23 protein-coding genes are annotated in these 24,195 nt (G+C 40.0%); 13 read left to right on the forward strand and 10 right to left on the reverse strand.

Going from position 1 to position 24,195, the window contains the following annotated elements; all coding sequences use genetic code 11:
- Window positions 1-252 precede the first annotated feature (252 nt).
- Complete coding sequence (locus ACMX3D_RS23935; RefSeq protein ID WP_482748298.1) at window positions 253-1,980, reverse strand: Rqc2 family fibronectin-binding protein; 1,728 nt, start codon at window positions 1,978-1,980, stop codon at window positions 253-255.
- Window positions 1,981-2,028: 48 nt separating this feature from the next.
- Between ACMX3D_RS23935 and ACMX3D_RS23940 the strand changes: the two genes are divergently transcribed.
- From ACMX3D_RS23940 to ACMX3D_RS23970, 7 genes are all read left to right on the forward strand, one after another.
- Window positions 2,029-2,388, forward strand: a complete 360-nt coding sequence (locus ACMX3D_RS23940) for a hypothetical protein (RefSeq protein ID WP_482748299.1) — start codon at window positions 2,029-2,031, stop codon at window positions 2,386-2,388.
- A gap of 6 nt (window positions 2,389-2,394) precedes the next feature.
- The gene (locus ACMX3D_RS23945) at window positions 2,395-2,874 is read left to right on the forward strand and encodes a GNAT family N-acetyltransferase (protein WP_482748300.1); all 480 of its coding nucleotides are present in this window, start codon (window positions 2,395-2,397) and stop codon (window positions 2,872-2,874) included.
- A 380-nt stretch (window positions 2,875-3,254) separates the two neighbouring features.
- Window positions 3,255-3,746: a hypothetical protein gene (locus tag ACMX3D_RS23950; protein ID WP_482748301.1), complete on the forward strand. Its 492-nt coding sequence runs from the start codon at window positions 3,255-3,257 to the stop codon at window positions 3,744-3,746.
- 111 nt (window positions 3,747-3,857) lie between these two features.
- The gene (locus ACMX3D_RS23955) at window positions 3,858-4,793 is read left to right on the forward strand and encodes a lysophospholipid acyltransferase family protein (protein ID WP_482748302.1); all 936 of its coding nucleotides are present in this window, start codon (window positions 3,858-3,860) and stop codon (window positions 4,791-4,793) included.
- 510 nt (window positions 4,794-5,303) lie between these two features.
- Window positions 5,304-5,531 carry a hypothetical protein gene (locus tag ACMX3D_RS23960; RefSeq protein ID WP_482748303.1) on the forward strand — a complete coding sequence of 76 codons (228 nt, stop codon included), beginning with the start codon at window positions 5,304-5,306 and terminating at the stop codon, window positions 5,529-5,531.
- Window positions 5,532-5,691: 160 nt separating this feature from the next.
- Window positions 5,692-6,972 carry an acetyltransferase gene (locus ACMX3D_RS23965; protein ID WP_482748304.1) on the forward strand — a complete coding sequence of 427 codons (1,281 nt, stop codon included), beginning with the start codon at window positions 5,692-5,694 and terminating at the stop codon, window positions 6,970-6,972.
- 112 nt (window positions 6,973-7,084) lie between these two features.
- On the forward strand, window positions 7,085-7,627 hold the full coding sequence (locus ACMX3D_RS23970) for a hypothetical protein (RefSeq protein ID WP_482748305.1): 543 nt from the start codon (window positions 7,085-7,087) through the stop codon (window positions 7,625-7,627).
- Window positions 7,628-7,770: 143 nt separating this feature from the next.
- On the opposite strand, the gene ACMX3D_RS23975 is transcribed toward ACMX3D_RS23970, so the two are convergent.
- Window positions 7,771-8,067, reverse strand: a complete 297-nt coding sequence (locus tag ACMX3D_RS23975; protein ID WP_482748306.1) for a hypothetical protein — start codon at window positions 8,065-8,067, stop codon at window positions 7,771-7,773.
- A 36-nt stretch (window positions 8,068-8,103) separates the two neighbouring features.
- The gene (locus ACMX3D_RS23980; RefSeq protein WP_482748307.1) at window positions 8,104-9,723 is read right to left on the reverse strand and encodes a hypothetical protein; all 1,620 of its coding nucleotides are present in this window, start codon (window positions 9,721-9,723) and stop codon (window positions 8,104-8,106) included.
- Between the two features lie 106 nt (window positions 9,724-9,829).
- Between ACMX3D_RS23980 and ACMX3D_RS23985 the strand changes: the two genes are divergently transcribed.
- Entirely contained in the window at window positions 9,830-13,003 is a 3,174-nt protein-coding gene (locus tag ACMX3D_RS23985; RefSeq protein WP_482748308.1) for an alpha-mannosidase, read from the forward strand.
- A 71-nt stretch (window positions 13,004-13,074) separates the two neighbouring features.
- Here ACMX3D_RS23985 and psbN read toward each other — a convergent pair whose 3' ends face one another.
- Entirely contained in the window at window positions 13,075-13,206 is a 132-nt protein-coding gene (gene psbN, locus ACMX3D_RS23990) for a photosystem II reaction center protein PsbN (protein ID WP_482748309.1), read from the reverse strand.
- Window positions 13,207-13,290: 84 nt separating this feature from the next.
- Here psbN and psbH point away from each other — a divergent pair, with 84 nt between their 5' ends.
- Window positions 13,291-13,494 carry a photosystem II reaction center phosphoprotein PsbH gene (gene psbH, locus ACMX3D_RS23995; protein ID WP_482748310.1) on the forward strand — a complete coding sequence of 68 codons (204 nt, stop codon included), beginning with the start codon at window positions 13,291-13,293 and terminating at the stop codon, window positions 13,492-13,494.
- 296 nt (window positions 13,495-13,790) lie between these two features.
- A complete protein-coding gene (locus ACMX3D_RS24000; protein ID WP_062287265.1) occupies window positions 13,791-14,054 on the forward strand; it encodes a DUF3146 family protein in 264 nt (87 codons plus the stop codon).
- 73 nt (window positions 14,055-14,127) lie between these two features.
- Here the strand turns inward: ACMX3D_RS24000 and ACMX3D_RS24005 are convergent, their stop codons facing one another.
- The 3 genes from ACMX3D_RS24005 to ntcA form a co-directional block, all read right to left on the reverse strand.
- Entirely contained in the window at window positions 14,128-14,580 is a 453-nt protein-coding gene (locus ACMX3D_RS24005) for a pre-16S rRNA-processing nuclease YqgF (RefSeq protein WP_482748311.1), read from the reverse strand.
- Between the two features lie 50 nt (window positions 14,581-14,630).
- Entirely contained in the window at window positions 14,631-16,121 is a 1,491-nt protein-coding gene (locus tag ACMX3D_RS24010) for a DUF3084 domain-containing protein (RefSeq protein ID WP_482748312.1), read from the reverse strand.
- Window positions 16,122-16,289: 168 nt separating this feature from the next.
- Window positions 16,290-16,961: a global nitrogen regulator NtcA gene (gene ntcA, locus ACMX3D_RS24015; RefSeq protein ID WP_015113299.1), complete on the reverse strand. Its 672-nt coding sequence runs from the start codon at window positions 16,959-16,961 to the stop codon at window positions 16,290-16,292.
- A 937-nt stretch (window positions 16,962-17,898) separates the two neighbouring features.
- Here ntcA and fabI point away from each other — a divergent pair.
- Complete coding sequence (gene fabI / locus ACMX3D_RS24020) at window positions 17,899-18,675, forward strand: enoyl-ACP reductase FabI (RefSeq protein WP_482748313.1); 777 nt, start codon at window positions 17,899-17,901, stop codon at window positions 18,673-18,675.
- Window positions 18,676-18,766: 91 nt separating this feature from the next.
- Window positions 18,767-19,417 (forward strand): imidazoleglycerol-phosphate dehydratase HisB, encoded by a 651-nt coding sequence (gene hisB / locus ACMX3D_RS24025; protein ID WP_482748314.1) that lies wholly within the window; start codon window positions 18,767-18,769, stop codon window positions 19,415-19,417.
- Between the two features lie 464 nt (window positions 19,418-19,881).
- On the opposite strand, the gene ACMX3D_RS24030 is transcribed toward hisB, so the two are convergent.
- Window positions 19,882-20,262 carry a hypothetical protein gene (locus ACMX3D_RS24030; RefSeq protein ID WP_482748315.1) on the reverse strand — a complete coding sequence of 127 codons (381 nt, stop codon included), beginning with the start codon at window positions 20,260-20,262 and terminating at the stop codon, window positions 19,882-19,884.
- Window positions 20,263-20,529: 267 nt separating this feature from the next.
- On the opposite strand from ACMX3D_RS24030, the gene ACMX3D_RS24035 reads away from it, so the two are divergent.
- Window positions 20,530-21,585: a DMT family transporter gene (locus tag ACMX3D_RS24035; RefSeq protein ID WP_482748316.1), complete on the forward strand. Its 1,056-nt coding sequence runs from the start codon at window positions 20,530-20,532 to the stop codon at window positions 21,583-21,585.
- A gap of 10 nt (window positions 21,586-21,595) precedes the next feature.
- On the opposite strand, the gene ACMX3D_RS24040 is transcribed toward ACMX3D_RS24035, so the two are convergent.
- Window positions 21,596-22,693, reverse strand: a complete 1,098-nt coding sequence (locus ACMX3D_RS24040; RefSeq protein ID WP_482748317.1) for an AI-2E family transporter — start codon at window positions 22,691-22,693, stop codon at window positions 21,596-21,598.
- Window positions 22,694-22,695: 2 nt separating this feature from the next.
- Window positions 22,696-24,138, reverse strand: coding sequence for a bifunctional orotidine-5'-phosphate decarboxylase/orotate phosphoribosyltransferase (locus ACMX3D_RS24045; RefSeq protein ID WP_482748318.1), 1,443 nt, complete (start codon window positions 24,136-24,138; stop codon window positions 22,696-22,698).
- Window positions 24,139-24,195: the final 57 nt, after the last annotated feature.

The following is a 24,195-nucleotide window of genomic DNA, read 5'->3' on the forward strand; positions in this document are numbered from 1 at the left end:
TTGCGCGTTCCCAAAAATGCAACGGGCAACTTTTCTTAACAATATTGTAACAGCCAACACAGTTTTTTCTTAAAAATTTACTAAAAAAAGATATAACCATTTGGAATTGGCTTCTATCTTTGAGAATATTTCAAAAAGCCGGAAGATATAGGGGTTGGGCAAAAAAAGTATGAAGGATGAAGTGTGAAGTATGAAGTATGAAATTTCATCCTTTAGCCTCCTGCCTTTTGACAAATGACCATTGACCCTTGACTATTGACCATTGACTAACTGCGGCTTCCCCCAGATAATCCGCTCTTGTTTGTAAATGGCAATTCCTGGTTTGGCTCCTTTGGGTTTGTAGACATACTTTGGCTGAGTGTAGACTACTGGTACTTGGTCACTTTGACGAGCGCGACTATAGTATGCGGCGAGGTTAGCAGCAAATTGTAAATCGATGGTGTCGGGGACAGTACCGGGTTCTAAACGCATCAGCAGATGGCTTCCTGGAATTTCTTGTGCGTGGAACCATAAATCATAATCTCCCGCTACCCGAAAAGTTAGTTGGTCATTTTGGCGATTATTCCGACCGATTAAGATTTCCCAACCATTGGGGGAACGGTATCGATGGAAGTTGGTAATAGCAGTTTCGTTGGTATTACGATCGCGGTATTGTGGATCTTCTAAATATTTTTGTCCAATTAGCTCTTCGCGGATTTCTTCTAAAGCTTGCAAGTCTTCTGCTGTTTCGTAGTTTTCAATCTGAGCGATCGCAGCTTCTACTTGTTCTAAATAATCAATCTCTGACTGTACATCTAATAGTAGCGGTTCAACAGCAGAACGAGCGCGTTTGAGTTTTTGGTGCTGCTTGTAAAAATTTTGCGCATTCTGCACACCATTTTTATCTGGCTGAAGAGCGATCGCCACTGGTTCACCTGTCTCAAAATCTGGTAAGGTGATTTCTTTCATTCCCGGTTCCCAGTTTTGCAAGTTAGCCATCAACAAATCTGCTTTTTGGCGATAATCATCAGCTTGATCTGATTGCTGCAAACGTTCTCTAAAAGCTTGTGCTTTAGTCTGTAACTTAGCCAAAATATTCTGCAACTTCTGACTTAGTTGATGGCGCAGTTGAGTAAATACCTGTTGATTGAGTTGGTCAGTGTAATACTTATTGAGCAAGATTTGGGTATCTTTGACTGGTGCAACAGCACCCCAACCCATAACGGTGTATCCGGTTGCAGTCCAAGCTGGTTGGAATTTACCGGAATCTAAAGTTTGCAACCATTCTTGCCAGCGTTGAAAGAGTTTTTGCCAATCCTCAGAACTAAGTTGATCAGTATTTGTTTCTGGTGTAATGTTAGCAGCCAACAGCATAGAATCTACCAGCGCTGCACTTAAACCGCTATAACTTTTGATTAGCTGACGTTTAATTGCACCAGGAACTAAACTCACCCTTTCTTGCCAACGTGTTTGAGATTCGCTCAAACTGGGAACCGGGCCTGTGAGTTTGGGTGGAATTTCATAAGGTTGTCCAGTTTGAATCGGTCGGACACTGGATTGTTGCTCACTAACTTGATGGGCCGCAGTAATAATTAAATTATCGGCATCAGTCAACATGACATTGCTGTATTTGCCCATAATTTCCACATACAAGTGATATAGGGCAGATTCTCCCGGACGACGAGCAAATTGTAAATCAATCGCACGTTCCCAAGGTGCGATCGCTTCAATTGCAATTAAAGCCAAACCACCCAATTGGTGTATTAGTTGCTGGCTAAAAGTAAAAGTATCAGGCATTCGTGGTGGCGGATCACCAATGCAAATACGCGCAGCTTGGGGATGCCAAGAAATTTCCAGCCAACCCCGCTGTTTCAGGGTGCGCAATGCCATAGTAATAGTGTAGCGATCGCGCTGATAAACTTGTTCTAAACGCGATGGCAGCCAGTAAGCGCGTAGTTCGCTACAAGCAGATGTGAGGGTGGTAAAGTCAACTGGTTGCACAACAAAAAGTCATTGGCGTTCAAACGTCGATGCTCAGTATATGCTATCGTGTCTAGCTCTGCTTGGCATCCTATGAAAAAGATAAAATATTGCATATCCTCCAGCCTTGTTTTAGCTACATTAGTGACGACACAAGCATTGTCATTAATCACTCCAGTTACCGCGCAACAAATTCCTTCGCCAGTAGCTAATGGTATATTGCATCCAAAAGAGCCAAACTTTTTCAGAGAGGGAAAAGAAAAATTTGAACAAGAAATCAGACTTTTATTACGAACCAGTCGTTCTCCTCTAGAAGTTCCCTTAAAAATTAATCAGGAACAAACGCAGATTAGAAGGCAGCGATCGCTAATCGACAATCCGCAAGATTTTCCAGATAAAAAATCTCTGCCATTACATAGATTCAGATAATTGATTGTGCAATGTTTATTAGAAACAGATCGCTTGTTGATGCGAGAGTTTACAGAGACTGATTCAGAGGCAGTTTTTGTCTATCAATCTGACTCTTTGTACTTGCGTTATTATCACTGGGAAAAACGCACAAAAGCTGAAGTTGATCAGTTTGTTCAGCAGTTTATTGTTCAGCAAACAGCGCAACCGCGAACAAAGTTTCAGTTAGCGATTATCCTTAAACAAGGAAATCAACTTATTGGCAATTGTGGCATCCGTATCAATGATTATTTATCACGAAAAGCGAACATTGGCTATGAAATAGCTAGTAACTATTGCGGACATGGTTATGCAACAGAAGCCGCACACGCCATCTTGAAGTTTGGCTTTGAAGAACTAGATATGTATCGGATCTGGGCGTACTGCGTATCTGAAAATCTAGCTTCAGTCAGAGTTCTAGAAAAAATTGGTATGTCTCGTGAGGTCATTTGCGTGAAAAAGAGTTGATTAAAGATAGATGGTATGACCATTTTCTTTACGCTATCCTTGACCATGAGTGGAAAAAGAAAATCTCAGACTGAGTAGATGTTCCGCTTAAGCGAATTATATTTTTAATTGAGTCTCTTGAGATGACTTTTGCTATTCGACTCAGAATTCATTTCGAGGCAAGATAGATATTATGTGGCTATTTACAACATAAACAAAAATTTATACAAGATGTTTATAGCATTAAATACAATGCTGGATTTATTGTGAGATTAAAATTAAGCTTAATATTTATCTACATTATTTATAATAAATTCGCTTCTTAAATAGATAAATATTTTTATTTGCTGGTACAAAATAAATAAAGAAAAATTCATTCGTTATTTTTGGAAATTTCAAAAATGAACTCGTTAATTGCAACCTTTGCCCAACACTTAGATTTTTCCCCAACACAACTAGAATCTATCTTGTCAAAATCACTTAATGAAGTGCTTGTTTTACCTGAACTGCAACAAGAATTAGCAGGTTTAGATATTAACTTACTTAAAGAAACATTACCAACAGCCGGAGCCGTTTTAGCTAAAGAATTACCACCGTTTTACAACTGGCTAAAAAATGAACTGAGTGTTAAACGCGTTCCCGATAGTCCAGATCATACGACTGCATGGGTAATTGGTTTTCTCAACAATCAAGAAAGTTTAATTCACTTAGTTGAATTACACCGCCCAGTACCACGCGCGGCTTTAGAAGCTTCCGTTCCCCGTTTAATAGGGTTGTTTGATGGTGTAGAAGATGAACAAGTAAGACAAGAATGGCAAAAAGCGATCGCAGCTTTATGCTTAGTTTTAGTAGTTGATGCTTGTGAACAAGATAGAATCTCTGTCGCAGCTTAATAACTTCAGCAATATGCAAATGGGGACATGGTATTGCCGTGTCCCTGTATGATGACGGCGGGTATTTTAGATAACATTTATATATGATGAGTATATGAACTCAACGAGGGTGTGATTAACAATTCCGCCAACCATCAGTCAGAGAGTTTGCCAACCTTAGATGCTGCCAGTATTAAGCGAGTAGAAGAAGGAGTCGCAGCGGCAAGCGATCGCGCGGTGCGTTATACAATTGAACAAGCTCTAAATCGTTTAGAAGCAATTAAAGAAGGACAGATAGAACACCAAGTTAATGGTAGTGTACGACGGTTTGTCTTGCGATCGCTCATTCATATACTATTCAAAGTCCGGGTAGAAAATCTCGAAAACTTACCCCAGACACCAGCAATTCTCGCCGCTAATCATCTCCACCACATCGACCCTTTGTTGTTATTGGCAGAAATTCCCAGCCAACCTTACTATTACATTTTGGGTGATGCTCGTACCCTTTATAACAAGTTGTGGAAGCGCTTCATTTTGGGTTTTGCTGGCGGTGTTATTCCTTTAGCGCGGTTGTGGAAAGAAGAAGTTGCTGTGATGGAAGCAGCCAAAGCCGGTAGACAAGATTTAGCAGAACTAGCCGCCGCCATTAAACAAAATGTCCCATCCGGTGGAGATATACAGACACTGCGACAAATAGACCGAATTGTTCTCAGTATATTGGCACATGGAGATGGGATGATTCTCTTTCCCGAAGGACGGCTAGGAACTACCGAGGGTAAACTGCATCTTCCCCTCAAGCGAGGAACGGTGATATATGCATTACGCGCTGGTGTGCCAATAGTACCAGTTGCGTTAATTGGCACCCATGACCTTTATCTCAGAAAAGAGTTAACTATTCGTTTTGGTGAACCGTTACATTTTTCTGCAAATACGAAAACCACCCGCCAAGAAATAGAAACTGCTTTAGAAGCTTTGCAAAACGCCATGATAGCTCTATTACCAAATAGCTATCAAGAACCAACAGGACTGAAGCTTTTACATTACTTCCTCAACCATATTTTGTGGTAACAGCAATTGATAATTTTCTGGACTATTCCTTAATTTAATCTTCTTTGTTGAAGATTAATATATTCAATTGTGCAATTGCATAACCTTTGATTTACCGGGTCTATAAATCTTATTTAGAATATTCGCGATTGTAAAACAGAATAATAATATATATTAACTTATTTTATAATATACATATTACTTTTGATAGAAGTTTAAACTTACATCCCCCATAAGATAGATAAAATTAGTAGCAAAGCTGAAATTTAAATAGAGATTTGGGAATCTAAAACTTCAGAATATTTTTATGATCAACATCATTTTTATCAATAATAAAAGTCTGGTATAAAACAGCAATTAATCTTAAAATAAGATGCTAGTTGCTGCTTATAGCAATTAGTACTTCATGCACCCAAATTTGGCGCTTTTTAGACAAGGTAAACCGAAAAGTTTAAGCCTTTCCTGTAACTTTTCGGTTTACCTTATCAAAGAAACTTGGCGAACTATTAGGTATCAAGGATTAATGGAATAATGTTGAAACGTCGTGCAATACTTGCTGGTTTAGCTGTGCTTAGCTTAACTTTAGCTGTGAGTACAAAAGTCTATGGAAGTGCCACTAGCGGGCCAGATGCTTGGGAGACGGTATACAATGATGCGGTTGCTGGGGCAACAACGGTAATTTCAGTTCCACTTTTGGGCTTGTTATTATCATCTATTTTGCAAATAGTCTACAACTTAGCAGGTTTTTGGGGCGGTTAATTTTTTACCTTATATCTCAACAGAAAAATAGTCTAAATAGGGGCTTTTGCAGTGTAGTTTTTTGGTAATTAATATGCCTGCAATCGCCTGACAATATCTCATTCATTAACGCAGATTATCCCATACCCAAATATTCCAAATACCGTGAGGAGTTTTTTCCATGTTCAAACCTCGCGCAATTTTTAGCGCCTTAGTTGCAATTATCCTAGCGTTTGCTATTAGCACACAGATATATATACAACCCGCCTTTGCCGCTGGAGGGACGTGTAATCCAACGACAAGTAACTTACCTATATGCCCAAGTACAGCACCTTCAGAGTCAGCTAGTTTTGTTGACCCAACTGCAATTATCAAAAATCCCACCAATATTACCTTGGGCGAAAAAGTTTACGTTGCGCCATTTGCCGAGTTAGACGCTACTAATGCACCCATTAGCATCAATGCAGATTCTAATGTCCAAGACCAAGTGAAAATTCTAGCTTCGGGAACAGGAGTGGAAATTGGCCAACGTGTCATTATGGCACACATGGCTGTAATCAAAGGTGCAGCTAGAATCGGTACTCAAGGCTCTACCGGGCCTTTTACCGACCCAGCTACCAATACTTTGTTCAGTAACACTACTCCAGAGACATTTCTTGCCTTCAACTGTGAAATAGATGGTGCAACTATAGAAAGAAACACAGTAGTCAACTTTTTAGCACGGGTTGGCCCTGGTGTTACCTTACCTGCTGGTAAAGTTGTTTTGCCTGGTAAAAACGTTACAACAAACCTACAAGCTACTAGCGGCCTTTTAGGGAAAGTGGCAAACTTGACACAAGCCGACGTTGCATTGATGGAAGGCATCATTGAAGTTAATGAAGCATTTGCCAAAGGTTACACAGACTTAGCCAGAGCAGACTCAACAAACGTAACAGGAATTAATTATGCTCCTGCCACCTCTTTTAACTCTGGTGGTCTGCCGCAGATAGGTGGAAGTCCAACTCGTGATCCGAACTATCGTAACCGCATTATCGGTAACATCACTTTTCAAGATTCTTTAGCAACTCTCAACCACAACCTAGCTAATAGAATTTCGCTACGTGCTGATGAGGGTGAACCTTTTAATGTTGGACACATTACTGGGATGGCAAACGATGTTGTCTTTCACGCTTTAGAAACCACTAGCTTGACTCTTGGTAATGGAGTTGGTTATGGGCCTCGCGCTTTGGTTCATGGCGGTAGGCAGATTGTCAATGGTGTTGCCAATGGCCCTGAAACTAGTATAGGTGATGCTGTAGGGCTAGGGCCGAACTCTGTTATATTCCGTGCAAGTATTGGCAACAGATCAGCAATTGGACAAAGAAGCGCAGTTTTCAATTCTACATTAGCTCCTAGAACCCATGTCCGTTCTAGGGTAATTTATGCCGACAACGGCAACCTGATTGCACCTGTGGAGTGGTAATACAAATTTTGGATTTTGGATTTTGGATTCAAAATCCTTACCATCAAACAGTTCTAGACCTCTGAAATGATTCTACCTATGCCAGGTGTAAGCAACTGACTTTTGCATCATTATGAATCGGAAAATCTTGTCGCTGGTGCAATTACAATGGCTACGATTAATTGTGCTGTTCACTTTGATATTTGGACTGATACTAGGTGTTGATGGCAGTTCATCTATGGCTGCTGACATCACCTCTAATCAGCCTCAAATTGTACAACCGCCAGTCACCGGACTTGTTTCTACATTGTCAGATGAAGTTGAGGAATTACCAGCAGATATGATTCGCTGGTCAACTTACTGGCAACTTTGCTGGAAAGCATATCCCGAAGCGAAAGAATATGAATTACAAACGGTGCTTGTGGAAGGGAAATCACCAAAATTGAAACGTCAAAGCGATCGCTGTTTTCGTATCCAAGCTGCATCTAATGAAAACCAAAAATCTCAAGGATTACTCAACCGTGAGTTAATTCTATTAATGCACAAAATTCAGCTTGGTTATCGAGTGCGAGCGGTTTTAGATAACAACCGTGTCAGTGAATGGTCTCAAGTAATGGCAGTAGGTGCAACTACTGCCTCTGAATCGAATGGTACTAATATCAGTCTAAATCCTTGATATTGGCTTTGGGGCGTAGTCAATCGAGTAGGGTATGTTATGCCATAGGCTAACGCACCGCCTAGATATCAAAATGGTGCGTTGCGCTGTGCGACAACACACCCTACTTTTGTTGACTGTTAACAGTTAACAAAACTCAAAAATTATTTCTCTAAAAAGTTAGTAATTTTAAAATTTGATGTTCCTTCCCAGCAGTGATTTAAAGATGCGTTGACTTGAGCATCTGCTGCATCAGCAGATTCTTTGGAAGCGTTTAACTGTACGGCTGTCACAATGTACTCAAAAATAATCACAAACTGTTTTTGAGCCGAAATTCGTTCGATAACAATTGTTTCACCTACCTTTGGTATTTGCGGCAAGTTCACCACAAATGTTTCAATCTTCGGTTTATCCAGTGGATTTTTGAAATTAAAGTATTTACAGTAAACAAGAACTTTCACGCAGGAACCCATCAATAGTAATAGTCATGTGACTTTTTATTTACCTTGCCACAAACTCCGCAATAAATGAACAGCTTTTACCAACATTTCTTCTAACCACAGCATAGTGCGATCAAGCCATCCTAAAATTTTCTCTAACAAGTGCTGTTCATATCCCATAGAAGTAGCTTTAATTTCTATCCAGTCTGGCTGCATCTCAACTTGATCATTGTGGTTTTGGTATGGGGTAATTTCTCTTGCATCACTTTCATTTTTGGCAATACTAGTTTCAGTTGATTTGACAGTTGCAACTTTCCGAGATATTTTTTGACTTGTCGTAAGGTTGCGGCTCGGTTTTACTTGTTTTACTAAACCAGAGCCAGCTTTTGTTTGTGGTACTGTCAATTTTGTTTGCGGAGATATCTTGACTGATGAACCAGGAGATAATGCCGGATTTATCTTTGGTGTTTGTTTAACTTTTTCGTCATCACCAAATAAATCATCCCAAGTTAACCAAGACTCTGCAACTGCATCTTGATTTTGGAACTGACGTTTTTTAGACCGAGCTTGAGAATTTTTAGGACGTAATAATTTCTCCTTGGTGTAGCTATTAGAATTACCAGACTGAAGTTTTTTCCCTTTACCAACACCAAAAAAATAATTTATTGCAGCTTCTATTAAAGCTTGAAAATTAAGTGTTTGTGTTTCTAAACTATTAGATGTAACGGCAATATCTCTTTGAGTGGCTAACTCGTCTTTACCGTAAAGAAATATATTTAATTTTGTCCAAGTAGCTTGGATAATTCCTTGGCTGTTTTGTTGCGCTGGGGCTAAAGTTTTTTCTTCTAATTTAGCTACAACTGTATCTAAAATTTCTACGATTTTGCCAGGATTAATTAACTCTGTTGGTATTTTTGTGGGCAATGCTGGAATATTGTTTGTATTTTCACCAGTTAGCTTAGCTAATATGCGATGAATCTCTGGTAATAACTCCGGCTGCTGTTCAGCTAGTGCTAATTGTTGATAATGCCAGTAACTAGCAACTTCACTAATAATTCGGTCAAGGAGTTTTGTTTGTTGTTGAGGTGTCAAAACATCCAGAATTTCATTATTGGCAGTAACTAGTACTAATTTACGATTCTCAAGAGTTGTAGCAATTCCTTGTACCTTTGGCAAATAAAGCTGAAAAACATCCTGTCGCTGAGTCGCGGTGAGGTGGTTTGGGGAATTGTCTGAAATCGTTAAGGTTTGAGTCAGAGCCGAGTTATTTGTGCGACTATGTTGAAACAATTTTTGCCACCAAAACCCCAAAAGGTAAAAACGTGGTGATGATTTTGTAGAAGTGACAGATGTTTCCTCAGATGGAAGCTTTTGGACGGCTTCTAAGACACGCTGGATAGGCGTATCAGCAGTTAAGGGAGTTTCGAGTGAGCGATCGCTATCATTTGGTTGTAACTTTAACCTAGGTTGTGGTTCTTTGCTATACAGCGTTTTCACCTTTGACTCGGCTGACTGCAATAGTAGATACAACGGGTAAAGTAATGCTTCTACACCCCACTTAGTAGCAACTTGCACTTGTCGAAAGGTTTGATCCCATCGTTCTGTCAACCGCCGAGATTGCTGGTGGACAAAGTTAAAGAGTCTGCTTTGATAACGCCCAGAAGAACCAGATGACATGGTAGTGATTTATAAGTTCGAGTTTTGTTTAGTTGTGAGACTCCCGCCAAAAAATAGATAACGACAAACTGTTAATCATCGTAAGTGCCATCATCTTAGCGAAAATATGACCCTTCCTGTATCTCAATCTCAGACAAATTTAATCTCAGACACTATTGAGCAACTGCGCTCTTATTGTCAAGTTAATCTTCAGTCTACTTGGCTATACCAAGAATGTGACCGAAGTATTACTGATGTTGTCGCATCTAATTGGTCTGATTGGCAACCTGTAGAGCTAAATTCTAAAGGACATATTGCTTGGACAGGAGGTAAAAAAGTTTTATGGTTAGTGCAGAAACTAATCGTTCCCCAAGATTTACATGGTTATCCTTTGGCGGGGTTATCTTTGCGGTTGGCTTTGGTATGGTGGGCAGATGCTGCTGAGATTTATGTCAATGGAGAATTAGTACAAGCAGGAGATTTGTTTGATTTTTCCCCAAGAGTATTATTGAAGCCTGCGGTGTCTGGTGGAGACGAGTTTATCGTAGCTTTGCGCTTGGTAAGTCCAGGACATGATCATGGGGCTTTGATGCGATCGCTCCTAATCTACGAGTCTACAGATTATAATCAGCCTGACCCTGGTTTTGTTGCTGATGAGTTGGCAGTAACCCAGCTTTATTTAGAAAAGTTTGCGCCGGAAAGCTTGGATAATTTGGCTGCGGACATAGAAAAGATAACGAACCACAGAGGCGCAGAGAATGAGAGGGAAGAATGGGAAAAATGTTTGTTGTCTCTACGCCAAAGGTTATTTCAATATAAAATCCAAAATCTAAAATTTAAAATTTTTCTACTTGGTCATGCCCACTTAGATTTAGCATGGCTATGGCCTGTAAGTGAAACTTGGAATGCAGCCCAAAATACTTTTGAGTCAGTTCTTAAACTGCAAAAAGACTTTCCTGAATTAACCTTTTGTCATTCCACGCCCGCCCTTTATGCTTGGGTGGAAGAACATCGCCCAGATTTATTCGCTGCAATTCAACAAGCCGTAGCTGCTGGAAGGTGGGAAATGATTGGCGCTACCTGGGTAGAACCAGAATTAAATTTGATTAGTGGTGAATCGATAGTCCGTCAGTTATTGTATGGTCAGCGCTATTTTCAAGAAAAATTCGGCAAGCTTTCACCGATAGTTTGGGTTCCTGATACCTTTGGTTTTTGTGCAACTTTACCGCAGTTTTTTGCTAACGCAGGTGTTGAATACTTCGTCACTCAAAAACTACGGTGGAATGATACTACTAAATTTGATTATGGGGCTTTTTGGTGGCGATCGCCTGACGGTAGTCAAGTATTTAGTTTGATGTCTGCACTCATAGGAGAAGGCATTGATCCAATTAAAATGGCATCCTACACTCTGGAATGGCAAGCCCAAACAAATTTACAAGAATCACTCTGGCTTCCTGGGGTTGGCGATCATGGCGGCGGCCCTACCCGTGATATGTTGGAAATTGCCCAACGCTGGCAACATTCACCTCTGTTTCCAGAACTAGAATTTACAACCGCCGAAAACTATTTACAACAAATTAGCCAAGCAGACTTTCCTACCTGGGATGATGAACTCTATCTAGAATTCCACCGCGGCTGTTACACTACTCACGGTGATCAAAAGCGTTGGAATCGACGTGGTGAAAATTTACTATATCAAGCTGAACTGTTTGCGACTTTAGCAACCATCATCTGTGGTGCAACATATCCCAAAGCAGAGATAGAAAAAGCTTGGAAGCAGGTATTATTTAACCAATTCCACGATATTTTGCCTGGTTCTTCCATTACTCAAGTTTATACTGATGCTTTACCAGAGTGGCAGCAAGTCGAACAAGTAGGGACAAGAATCTTAGAAGAATCGATGCAGGCGATCGCATCTCACTTTATCCTACCAGAGCCACCAGAACCAGATAGTTTACCAATTTTCGTGTTTAATTCGCTCAACTGGCAGCGTTCTGAGGTAGTTGCTGTCAGTTTACCTACTACTAACCCAGAATGGCAAGTCTACGATGTCGCCGGAAATCAACTGATCTCTCAATTTACAGAACCAGCAACACTGTTATTCTTAGCAAATGATATTCCACCCGTAGGTTATCGTCTATTTTGGCTTGTCCCAGCATCCCCACTCCCCAACAATTCATCATCCCCTACCCCTGATTTTGTTCTAGAAAATCAATTCCTACGAGTAGTTATTGACCCCGACACAGGTGATTTATCTAGCGTTTTTGATAAGACTCATCAACGAGAAGTATTGAGTGGCGCAGGAAATCAATTGCAAGCTTTTAAAGATAGTGGTCAATATTGGGATGCTTGGAATATTGATCCTAATTATGCACAACACCCCTTACCAGCCACCAGCCTCAAATCTATTCAAATATTGGAACAAGGGCCAGTGCAGCATCGCTGGCGTGTGGTGCGTCAGTTAGGAGAATCAGAATTTTGTCAAGATTATATTTTACAAGCAGGTTCACCCGTACTCAAAATTAGTACCACAGTTAATTGGCAAGAAAATCAAGTATTTGTCAAAGCGGCCTTTCCCTTAAGTGTCGAAGCAGACTTTGCCACTTATGAAATACCCTGTGGTGCTATTCTTCGTCCTACGAAACCGGAAACCGCCGCAGAAAAAGCCAAATGGGAAGTACCCGCCTTGCATTGGGCTGATTTAACTGAAGAAACTGAACTCGGTAATTACGGTGTCAGTTTGCTCAATGATTGTAAATATGGTTACGATGCTCAACCCAATCAACTACGCCTATCCTTATTACGCAGTCCCAACTGGCCAGACCCAGAAGCCGACCGAGGCTTCCACGAATTTACCTACGCATTGTATCCCCACTCAGGTACTTGGCAATCAGCCAAAACAGTACAACGTGGCTATGAACTCAACATTCCCCTAAAAGTTCTTTCTACTCAGCACTCCCCTCTTCCCACTCCCCACTCCGAGGTTACTGAGCGCAGTCGAAGTACACTTCCCACTCCCGACAGAATCAGTTTCTTAAATTTAAATTCTCAAAACTTAATCTTAATGGCACTGAAGCCAACAGAAAATAATCCCCAGGAGTTTATTTTGCGCTGTTACGAATCCCAGGGAGAAACAGCCGAGTTACATTTGCAGAGTGATTTCGGGCTATGTCTGGGAGATACAGTAGATTTATTAGAGCGTCCCCTAGATATCACGGAATTTTTAAATAAGCAACAAACACTTACAATACAACCTTGGAAAATCACCAGTATCAAAGTGATACCAGCACTTAATTCCTAACAGGTGTAAGCCATTAGTCCTGAGTCACCATATTTTACTATGGACTATTGACTGAGGACTATTGACTAAAACTAATCTTCGTGGTCTTCAAAAGGATCTGCCAACTCTTTGCTTGGTGGGCCGAACGAAGTATAAATTCCATACCCTGTAATGGCTACAAGAATCGCACAGACAGAAATGCTAAGAACTATTGCGGGTTCCATAAGATATAGATAGATTATGAGTGCTATTCTTATAGAATATTACAGAAGATTAAAAAAAGCTTGGCAACTAATCTTAGGTGAACTATGGCACAACGGACTAGGTTGGGAGACATCCTGAGACCTTTAAATTCTGAGTATGGTAAAGTGGCTCCAGGCTGGGGAACTACCCCTGTAATGGCCGTGTTTATGGGGCTATTTTTCGTGTTTTTGCTGATTATTCTGCAACTTTACAATAAATCAATCTCAATTCAGGATGTATTGGTTGATTGGCGCAGCTTAGGTGGCTAATTAAAACATAGCAATCAAGCTTGCGTATTCAGCAAATTTACACCCGGCTTGTCCGGGTTTTTTTGTCATACCAATTCGTAGTTAGTAATTAAGAAAATCAGGTATGGTCTGGGGTTCGGTTTTTGAATGTATTGCCGGATTTTAGAGAATTGGTATAAGTTGTAATTTCAGCCGTTTAGCTATTCAACAACGTGTGAAAGCTACCTTTTGTCAGTTTGTCGATCGCGGCGAAGTTTGGTAAATAAAAGAAGTAGACTGCATTGTTTGCTTTTATCCCACACTTTACCTAAAGCATTGTGAGTGCAAAACGTTTGCCAGAAACTACTGCCCATGTCAGAATTACGCGCCAATCCTGGCAACATGGCTTTCTTGAGGGCGAAGTCAGCGCGGGAGACTTTGAGTGGCATTTCCAGTGGCATTTCCGCCGTGGAGAACTTTCTGTGAAGCCTTCCCAAGGTCGGGCTTTAATCAAAGAACCTCTTGGTCGCTTTTTAGAAAAACAAGATTATCAGTTGGAGCCAGGAGGAGACTATGCTTTTACTATCCGAGCAGAGTTATGAGGAGGCAAGTAAGTCTAAAGTGTGAAATCTGAAGTCTGAAATACCTTGTGAATTCTGCCTGTTTAACCATTGACTATTGACTATTGACTGCTGATTCTGTCAGGCGATTTAAATATCTTTCAATTAACAAGATAGCCACAATGTCATCTATTGGTCTTGGTGGTTGGCGCATTCCTTTTGGTAATAGTTTTGTTAATCCTTGAGGAGGATACATTTGCCAATAGCGATCGCGTGCTTCTAAGGTAGAGTAGCGCTCATCTACTAACATGATATTTAATGGTTGCACTAATTCTTGTTGTAATTTCTGTTTCCACTGCTTGGCTGTGGTTTGATTGCCCATAACAAGTAAGGAAACAGGATATCTTTGTTGTAATGTTTCGATATTGGCGATCGCTTCTGGTGATGGTACAACTTGATGATAATGCAGTTGCCGATCTAATCCCATCACCGCTAAACCACACTTATCTTTACCAGGATCAAAGCCGAGAATTACTGGTTGAGTTGGTGAGAATTGATTTAAGTTCATATTAAACTGTTCCCCATTCCCCTTCCCTGTTAGCGATTTTTGGGAAAATTTTATGTACTGAAAATAACTTTGCCGTTTTGGATTGCTAATAATTTCACGCGCAGAGGCCCTGCTGTATAGGTATCTTCTGCGGCGATCGCTTTAATATCTAAAGGCTGATCGTATTGTCTTAACTGGTTGATAAAGCGTAAAAAAGTCCCATCTACTTGCACACTTTCCACAATGCCAGCATTCCTAGCCCGAAATTGCGAAGCAGAAATCAGCAAATCTAGTCTTTGCCGTAGTTGATAAGATGTCATGGTTTTGGGATCAGCGCTAGTACTAGCCAGCACTTCCCCTCCTGAAAAGACTAGTATATTCCTTGCAGCATCTGCAAAGAATTCTATCTGTTTTTCTCCTCTAACGTAATTACCTGCGGAGAAAATTCGCACCACATATTCTTTACCATCGCTGATTTGTCTGATCAACTGCTCAACTCTTTCTTGAGTAACACGCAGTATTTGTGTATTTTCTGGTGTTGCACCTGGTTCAGTTAATTGAAAGATGGCATTTTGGTTAGCTTCTCCTAAAAGTTGTAGAATTGCCTGACGCGCAGACGCAGCTTGCTGAACTTGAATAACAGCACCTGCCAAAACTTGACCTCGAACCAAAGCCAATTTGCCCAAGCGCAGGTCTTGATAAGACTGATAGTATTTTTCTAGCCTTGCTACTTCCTGTTCTAAAAAATCCTGTTGTCTTTCTAATTCTTTGAGACGAGATTCGCGTGTGGCAATGACTTGTTCTCGTGCAGTAATTTCTAGATTGCGACTTTGAATTAGTTTATCTAGTTGGGCAATTTTGTGATCGCGCTGTTCAATAATTTCTTGGCGGTTGGCAAGTTCGCGATCGCGTTTTGTAATGGCTGCTTTCGCTTCATCAATAGCTTTTTTCGCCTCTGCGTACAGTCTTTGCTGTTCTGCCTTTAATTGTCCTACAGCCACTTGTAAGGCTTGTCTTTGATTGTAAACGCTTTGTAGTTCAGATCTAGCTTGTTGGTACTGCGTTGCCACTTGATTCAAACGCCCTTGAGTGCGTTGCAGTTGCGCTTGCGTTTGTGCTTGGCGGCTAATGGTTAAATTAAGCTGTGCTTGGGTTTCTCTTTGTTTAGCGTTAGCTGCTTGCAAGGATTTATTAATTGCTTGCAAATCTTGCTGGGCTTTGGTTTGTTCAATTCTTGCTTGGCTTAACTCTTTCTCTACCTGGCTTTTTTGTGCTTCTGCGGTTTTTAGCTGTTCTCGTTTGTTTCTGAGGTCTTTTTGAATATCTTCTAACTCAAAGACTCCCTTACGCAATCCTTCGTCAGCCGCAAACAAAATCCCCAGAGTTGATGCTGAAATTAACCCACCTGTAAAAATTGTTATCAGTACTGCCGTATTTTTTGGTCGCAGCTTAAATAGTGAGAGGCGGGCTTTGCCAACCCGTGTGCCAATGCGATCGCCCACAGTGGCAATTACGCCTCCCAAAATTAAAATTGCTGCGATGAGGATGTACCCGGTGGTCATCTTCAGCTACCGAAATGGTTCCAGATACAGCCTACTACTTTCGACCATTGTCTGTGGAGGATCAGAGATTGGCAATAGCTCAGATTAATCAACTGATGATTTACCTCCAGCTACGGGTATTATCTGCAAAAATACAATACTTGCCAACTCCATTACCTCCAATTGTTTTTAAGTGAACTGCCTACTTAAGCTAACAGGTTTATGCACAGTAATCTTCTTTTTATGAATAGAAATCATTTTCTTTTCACGCAAATCACCTAGTAACCTTGTGACAGTAACGCGAGTAGAGCCAATTGCCTCGGCGATCGCTTGATGAGATAGCTTCAGATCAATTGTGATCCCATCTGCACAAGGAACACCAAAATCACGACAAAGAATTAATAAAAAACTCACCAATCTTGAACCCATATCTCGGTGAGCTAGAGTTTCAATCATCATCTCTGTCTGCAAAATCCGCGAAGATAGACCTCGCAACATTAGCATTGATAATTCTGGATTTTCCTTGAGTGCTTGCTCTACTTGTTCGATTGGTGCTGACAGCAATTCTACAGGTGTAAATGCAACAGCATGGTAAAACCGATCAGACTTATTTCCCGTCAGCAAAGACAACACACCAAAAACACTATTTTCCCGCAATAGTGCTACTGTTATTTCTTCTCCTGCTTCGTATACCCTGGAAAGTTTTACAGCACCCTTAAGAAGAAAATAAACTCGTTCAGCAGGATCGCCCGGGAAAAAGATCGTTTTGTTGCGTTCAAACGTTTCCACAACAGGCGGAAACGCCCCAGTTGCCATCTGACGAAAAACATTTGCTAGGGCTTTATCTTGTGTCACGATCATCTCCCTTCCCCTACCCAATGCCGGAAAAACAAAGAAACTGATTACCTAAGAATACACCTGAAAAATGAATAAATCACCGTCAACCTTTCTGTACTTTCCTATACTCAAATCCTACACTTCCAAGTTATTTGTTCATAATGATACATAATTTTTCACCTTTTTAGCTAGTAGTTGTTATAAGTACTTACAAAGTCGTATTCATCAGGTTTTTTGCAAAAAAATTCACCATATCTTGAGAATATCTTCAGGAATAGCAGACAATTTTTTATGCAGCAAACACACCTATTGAATTAAAGAAGAATTCGGCATTTAGAATTCAGGACTCAGACTCAAGACTCTCGTTAGCGTAGCGTCTCCCATTGAAAAAAGACTCGCTCTCAGCGAAGCTATACCCAAGGCTTCATACCTCGCTATTAATGAGGCAAAAAGACTTATCATCTAGAAGCACCAAAAAATTTCTAATTTGGTGTAGCGTTTCACAGTTTATTCATCCACCAGTCGCACTCAGGTAAATTCACCAATTCTGGCTCCTGACTCCTGGATTCTTTGTTGTTAAACATGATTTTTATAAATCCTCTGGCAAACCAAGAAAAACAGGCCTCAGTTTCTAGTATCCTCCTAAGAGGATGTCTGAAAAGTCCCAGGTGATACACTAAGCAGTTGAAGTATTCTAATTTCCCCTAAAAAATTTAGACTTCAAGGCTGTAATTGCCTTCTCAAAAAGGTAAGCTAGTACAGCTACGCCGAAGTCAAAAACAGCCAGTGCGTTGCACAACGAACTTTCGTTGAAGCAACTAGTGTTCAAAAGGCTTTGATTTCAAGCTTTGAGTTTTTTGAATAGTAGCTTTATTAACGCCGCACCACGCCCAAAGGAGAAAGAAAAATATTTGATACTGCTCAGACATCTTTACCATGATTGATCCTGTTAATAATTTGTATGCTGAATCTGACTGGAAAAAACGCCCTCGTTACAGGTATTGCCAATAATCGCTCCATCGCTTGGGGTATCGCTCAACAATTGCACGCCGCCGGAGCTAATTTAGGTATTACTTACCTCCCTGATGAACGCGGCAAGATGGAAAAAAAAGTTGCGGAATTGGTAGAACCTCTCAACCCCAGCTTATTTGTTCCCTGTAATGTCCAGAACGACGAACAGATTCACTCTACCTTTGAGGCAGTTCGAGAAAAGTGGGGCAGGTTAGATATCCTCATCCACTGTCTAGCTTTTGCTAATAAAGATGATTTGAGTGGAGATTTTAGCCAAACCTCCCGTTCAGGTTTCAACACAGCTTTAGAAATTAGTACCTATTCGCTAGTACAGTTAAGTGGCGCGGCTAAACCTTTAATGACAGAAGGCGGTAGCATTGTTACTCTGACATATCTTGGTGGTGTTCGGGCTGTTCCTAACTACAACGTGATGGGAGTTGCCAAAGCAGGTTTAGAAGCGAGTGTGCGTTATTTAGCCACAGAACTCGGCCCGCAAAATATTCGCGTCAATGCTATTTCCGCTGGCCCAATTCGGACTTTGGCATCTTCAGCAGTTGGCGGCATTTTAGACATGATTCATCATGTTGAACAAGTAGCTCCCCTGCGACGTACAGTAACTCAACAAGAAGTGGGTAATACGGCGGCTTTCTTGTGCAGTGATTTAGCCAGTGGTATTACCGGGCAAGTTCTGTACGTGGATGCAGGATATGAAATTATGGGAATGTAATCAAAAGTATGAAGTGTGAAGTATGAAGGATGAAATTTTAGACTTCTTACTTCATACTTTAGACTTCAGCCTTTATGCTCCCTAGTTAGCTATGCAAATCAGCGATACCTCTAGTAAAGACTCTGTTCTACAACAAGTTGCAGCAATTACCACCGCTCGTATTGCCTCTGTTCACCGGGTTACTGGTGAAACTGATGTGCAAGTGACTATTAACCTGGATGGCACGGGAAAATGCAACGCTGCCACTGGTATTCCATTTTTAGATCACATGTTGCATCAAATTTCCTCCCACGGTTTGATTGATTTAGATGTCAAAGCTAAGGGCGACTGGGAAATTGATGACCATCACACTAACGAAGATGTTGGTATTACTTTAGGCCAAGCTTTGCATCAAGCATTAGGTGACAGAAAAGGTATTGTCCGCTTTGGTAATTTTTTAGCACCATTAGATGAAGCTTTAATTCAGGTAGCTTTAGATTTCTCTGGACGACCTCAACTGAGTTACGGCTTGCAAATTCCAACACAACGAGTTGGAACCTATGACACCCAACTAGTGCGGGAATTTTTTGTGGCATTAGTGAATCATAGCCAAATGACACTGCACATCCGCCAACTAGATGGCATCAATTCTCATCACATTATTGAAGCAACATTTAAGGCTTTTGCTAGAGCCATGCGCATGGCAACTGAATTTGATCCTCGTCGTGCTGGGACAATTCCTAGTTCTAAAGGGGTTTTATAAATTAGTCATTTGTCATTAGTCATTTCTATCTATAAAATGACTAATGACATAAACATTACAAATTTGATTCAACATGACTAATCCCAGAGCCATCTTGCTGCTGGAATTAACTACTGGTATGGGAGAGATAAATGTTATAAGCTGTTCAACATTTAATTTGCACATTGAGACCGCAGTTCTTGGCAGGGGGCAGGGATCAAGGGAGAGGGTTTGCAGCTTTCATTACTATGAAAATAGTGCAATTTAAATGACGATTAGCTTATACAGGATATTTCAAGTAAGTAAAGGACACCATTTAAGTCTCAAAGCTAGGTATAGAGCCTATTCTTATTTTGAATTCTGACTCCTGACTCCTGAATTCTGCTGTAAGTGTACAACTAGCCTAAAAAAAGATTAGGGTAACTGCCAGATATACTGTTTGCTACCCTAAAACACATATATATTACTTAAATTACCAAGCAAAATTACTTAACTTCATTAGCAGGAAACTTCGGAACTTTGCCCTTTTTCACAGCTACAACTACATCAAAGGTTGAACAGTAAGAAAATGTAGTATCGTTAGCTTTGTTGTAAAGGTTAACAACTTGACCTGCACCACCAGGTTGAATTCCGATAGGTTCAAGGTCGCCAAAGAAGAAACGACGCAGCTGATCACCACTACCAGGTACACCTTTATTTTTAGTGATCAAGTCAATTTCTTGCTGAGGAGTTAAACCCAGGGCATCTTTGCCTTCAGCAGCAATTGCTTGAGTTTGTGAAGGTTGTACGCCTTGTAATGTAACATCCCCAACTGTCAGTAAACCAGCTATAGCAACACCTGTAAGTAAGGAAGGGGCAAATTTCATTGGTTGGTATTCCTTATATTTGAGCTTTATAGCAACCATCCAGAGCATCTCAGATGCTACTGAAGCTGATCTGAAACTTAGCCATAAATTGTCTGAATTTATTCCTTGAGAAGATTCAGTTTAAACTCAGCATTTTCTCAGGTAATTGTGATGTCAAGAAATCTCAGGTAATTTTTAAGGCTATTTCAGACTTTTCTCACCTGGACTTAAGCAAAAATTTTTAGTATTGTTGACATTATTTGTATTGCAACTGCAAGTGGTATTGTTGTGACTAGCCTGAGAAGATGGCATCGTTTCATTGACAAAATTCCCAACCAAGCCTATCTCTGGGTAGCAATCATAATTTTCGGAGCATCAAGTGCAGTTACTCGCAAATTAACAGAAATTGGTGCGCAAAACTTAATAAATGGCAGAAATCCTATTTCTCTGTGTAATGTTTTGTTCGTTGGTAACATCTGTGCTTTGATGCTTCTGCTGATCATCTATGGGCGACAGTGGAAAAAAACAGTATTGAAACAAATATCTGTGAAGAATTGGCTAGTGTTGTCGCTGGTATCTATTCTATCTGGAGCGTTGGCTCCTGGTTTAATTTTCCAAGCATTGGCACTCACCAATGTCAACAATGTGATTTTGATTGGCAGATTAGAACCACCACTGGCTTTAGCGTTATCAATCTGGTTTTTAAAGGAACGGGTAAATTTTTGGGAAATTATCGGAGCGATCGCAGCTTTTGTTGGTGTTGCACTGACGATCTTACTCCAACCGCCTGGACAAGTCATGATGAGTATGCCCGGTTTTCATTTGGGTATAGGTGAGATTTTCGCCGCAGCGGGAGCAATAGCAGCAACCTTGGCTACAGTTATTGGGAAAAAATACGTCTCACACATTCCCTTAGGAATTTTTACCATCTATCGGACTATTTTAGGGACTATAGTATTTTTCTTTCTGGCTTTATGGCTATACGGTCAACATCATTTTGTGGAAGTATTTTCGCCTTTTTTGTGGCGGTGGATGCTGCTTTATAGTGTGATAATTATAGTTTTAGGCCAGTCACTATGGTTCAAAGGTTTGAGAGCTTCTACGGTATCTGTAGCTTCCTTAGTTGGCTCATTTACTCCAATTGCAGGTATTTTGTCCGCTTATTTTATATTAGATGAAGCCCCAACTACACCTCAATATATAGGTGGTAGTTTGATTGTAGTTGGAATATTCATCAGCCAAATTGGAGTTATGCGTTACACTCGTCGAGCTAATGCTCCCGAAATGGTAAATTCTACCCAAGTACAACAAGTAGAAGCAGAAATGGGATTTAAGGGTATTTAAAATTCTTAACCTATGCAGATGTAGATTCTTGCGGTAGCATCTCTGCATCTTCACCTGCAACCGCAGTATTAGAATTATTAGCCAGAGTAAAACCGTCTGCAATATCTTTAATAAAACCAGCTACTGGTACAGCAATAATTAACCCCAAAACGCCACCGACATAAGTGCCTACCAATAAAGAAATCAATACCCAGATTGGTCTTAGCCCTGTAAAACTTCCTAATAACCGGGGAGCGATCGCTTGGTCAATTAACTGATCAATAATCATAGCTACTGCCAACACTTTAACTGCTAACCAAAAATCATGGGTAGCTATAATTAAAGTAATTACAATCAAACTAAACACATCTCCAAAGGGGATCAAGCTCAAAATTCCCACTCCCAACCCAAACAGTAACCCAAACTGAACTTGAAATAACAAAAACATTAATGTTTGGGAAAATCCCATCAGTAACGCTAAAGTGCCTTGCCCAATCAAGTAATTTTGAAAATTTTGCTGGATAGATTCACTTATTTGTTGGGTAAAATTCCAAGGTAACTTTTTAAATATTCCCTGCCACAGTCTTGGCCCATCTAACAATAAGTAAAAACTTAACACTACTGTAATTAAAGCTCCTGAAACACTATCAATTGTGTCAATAATAATGCTTAAAAGCCTATCTGAAATGTACTCTAGTTCATCAGGAATTTTATCTGTTATTTTAGTAAAAATTCGACTAAAATCTATACGGCTACTCTGGCTAAAAGCCCATTCATTTAAACTATGTAATTTTGCTTCTGTAGAATCAATCCATTGAGGCAATAATTTAACCATTTCATTAAATTGCTCAGAAACTATGGGCAATAATGTAATTCCCAAAGTTACCAGGATAAAAGTAGCTAAGATAAAAACTAATGTTACTCCATAGTTGCGTTTAACTCCCTGACGCTCCAGCAAGGAAACAGGATAGTTTAAAATGAAAGCAAATAAGGAAGCTAAGACAAGAATGGTTACTAAAGGTTGAAAATATTGAAAGAGACGTAATAATAACCATCCATTGAGAAACAATAGAGGAAATAACAGCGTTAAAATTAGCCATTTTATTAATCTATTAACTGTTAGATTCATAATTATTCTGAGCTTGGATTGAAAGCTAAAAGTTGTTCATCATTGATTCGTTTTGCCTGGTACAAAGTTGTGACTATTTGTGAAATAGTGAAAACTGCATGACTTCTATATCCATTTTCTTGCAGTCTTGCTTGTACTCCATATTCATGGTCAATTAAAACCACAATATCATGCACATTTAATCCAGCAGATTTCAACTTTTCTGCTCCTTCCATCACACTTTTACCACTGATTAAAATATCATCTACTACCACTACTATTTCACCAGCCGAGAAGTTGCCTTCAATTACCTTGCGCGTTCCGTGTGCTTTCACTTCTTTACGCGGAAAAACCATTGGACAATTCAAACGTAGAGCTAAACCAGTGGCAGTTGGCAAAGAACCATAAGGAATACCTGCTAATCTATCAAAAGTTAGGTTTCTTAAAATTTTTTCATAGGCACTGAGAACTTGATTAAAAACTTGTGGATTAGAAATAATTTTGCGTAAATCTATATAATAGGGAAATATCGCTCCTGATGCTTGGACAAAGTTACCAAACATAATGCAACCAATATCGTAAAGTTGCAAAATTAAATCATTATGGGGTTGCTGCTCTTCAAAACTCACATCAGATAACCATACAGAACAGCTAGAAGCATCAGAGGTAATTTGGCTTTTTATTTGATTAATTTCTGCACGTAACGACTGGATTTCCTGTGATAAATATGGTTTTGCCAATAAATCCTGAGGCACAGGAATTAGCAAACCATCACCATTACTATTCAAGCCAGCTTCTAATATTTGCTTGAGATTATTATTACCCTCAGCCCAAATGCTACGTGCCATTATGGTTCGTTCAGGTGCAACTGCTCGAATTAACCCCAAAACTTCAGGATTTGTAGTTCCTACTTCTAAACCCAATTTTTCCGGCGTTCCCCAGTTTTTGGCTTCTTTGACTACCTGTAAATAAAGAGGTGAATCATTAGCCGGATATTGTTGTAGAGTTTCTGCTCCGGGATTAGAAGTACAACATAAAATAAATACGGCTTTATCAGGATAAACCAAAAATGGTGCAACATGATCTTGCCCTGGATATGGGCTGAGAGTAACTGCATCTACACACCATTGTGTAAATATAGTATGGGCAAAAATACTACTAGTATTTAAATCACTATGTTTAGCATCTAAAATAATTGGAATATGACTGGGGATAGCAGCTAAAGTTTTGTACAGCAGTTCTAAACCAGGAATGCCTAAAGCTGCATAAAAGCCCAGTGTTGGCTTATAAGCACAGACAAAATCGGCAGTTTCTTCAATAATAAATTGCAACCAATTTCCTAAACCCGTAATTACATCTTGAGACTGATAGCCGCTAGGCATCATCTCTGGGTTGGGATCAAGCCCTACAAATAGTAAACTTTGGTTCTGCGCAATATTTATGTACAACTTATCAAAAAAGTGCATAATCTATTTGTTAAAATTTCAAATAAAAAATACAAGTAAATTCATCAAACGAATAAC

The sequence above is a fragment of the Anabaena sp. TISTR 8404 genome (assembly GCF_056847745.1).

Coding starts and splice junctions, on each gene's coding strand:
- ACMX3D_RS23985 (WP_482748308.1), top strand. CDS start 9,830: ATGACCCTTCCTGTATCTCAATCTCAGACAAATTTAATCTCAGACACT.
- ACMX3D_RS24005 (WP_482748311.1), bottom strand. CDS start 14,580: ATGAACTTAAATCAATTCTCACCAACTCAACCAGTAATTCTCGGCTTT.
- ACMX3D_RS23965 (WP_482748304.1), top strand. CDS start 5,692: ATGTTCAAACCTCGCGCAATTTTTAGCGCCTTAGTTGCAATTATCCTA.
- ACMX3D_RS24010 (WP_482748312.1), bottom strand. CDS start 16,121: ATGACCACCGGGTACATCCTCATCGCAGCAATTTTAATTTTGGGAGGC.
- ACMX3D_RS24040 (WP_482748317.1), bottom strand. CDS start 22,693: ATGAATCTAACAGTTAATAGATTAATAAAATGGCTAATTTTAACGCTG.
- fabI (WP_482748313.1), top strand. CDS start 17,899: ATGCTGAATCTGACTGGAAAAAACGCCCTCGTTACAGGTATTGCCAAT.
- ACMX3D_RS24045 (WP_482748318.1), bottom strand. CDS start 24,138: ATGCACTTTTTTGATAAGTTGTACATAAATATTGCGCAGAACCAAAGT.
- ACMX3D_RS23970 (WP_482748305.1), top strand. CDS start 7,085: ATGAATCGGAAAATCTTGTCGCTGGTGCAATTACAATGGCTACGATTA.
- hisB (WP_482748314.1), top strand. CDS start 18,767: ATGCAAATCAGCGATACCTCTAGTAAAGACTCTGTTCTACAACAAGTT.
- ACMX3D_RS23980 (WP_482748307.1), bottom strand. CDS start 9,723: ATGTCATCTGGTTCTTCTGGGCGTTATCAAAGCAGACTCTTTAACTTT.
- psbH (WP_482748310.1), top strand. CDS start 13,291: ATGGCACAACGGACTAGGTTGGGAGACATCCTGAGACCTTTAAATTCT.
- ACMX3D_RS23960 (WP_482748303.1), top strand. CDS start 5,304: ATGTTGAAACGTCGTGCAATACTTGCTGGTTTAGCTGTGCTTAGCTTA.
- ACMX3D_RS24030 (WP_482748315.1), bottom strand. CDS start 20,262: ATGAAATTTGCCCCTTCCTTACTTACAGGTGTTGCTATAGCTGGTTTA.
- psbN (WP_482748309.1), bottom strand. CDS start 13,206: ATGGAACCCGCAATAGTTCTTAGCATTTCTGTCTGTGCGATTCTTGTA.
- ntcA (WP_015113299.1), bottom strand. CDS start 16,961: ATGATCGTGACACAAGATAAAGCCCTAGCAAATGTTTTTCGTCAGATG.
- ACMX3D_RS23950 (WP_482748301.1), top strand. CDS start 3,255: ATGAACTCGTTAATTGCAACCTTTGCCCAACACTTAGATTTTTCCCCA.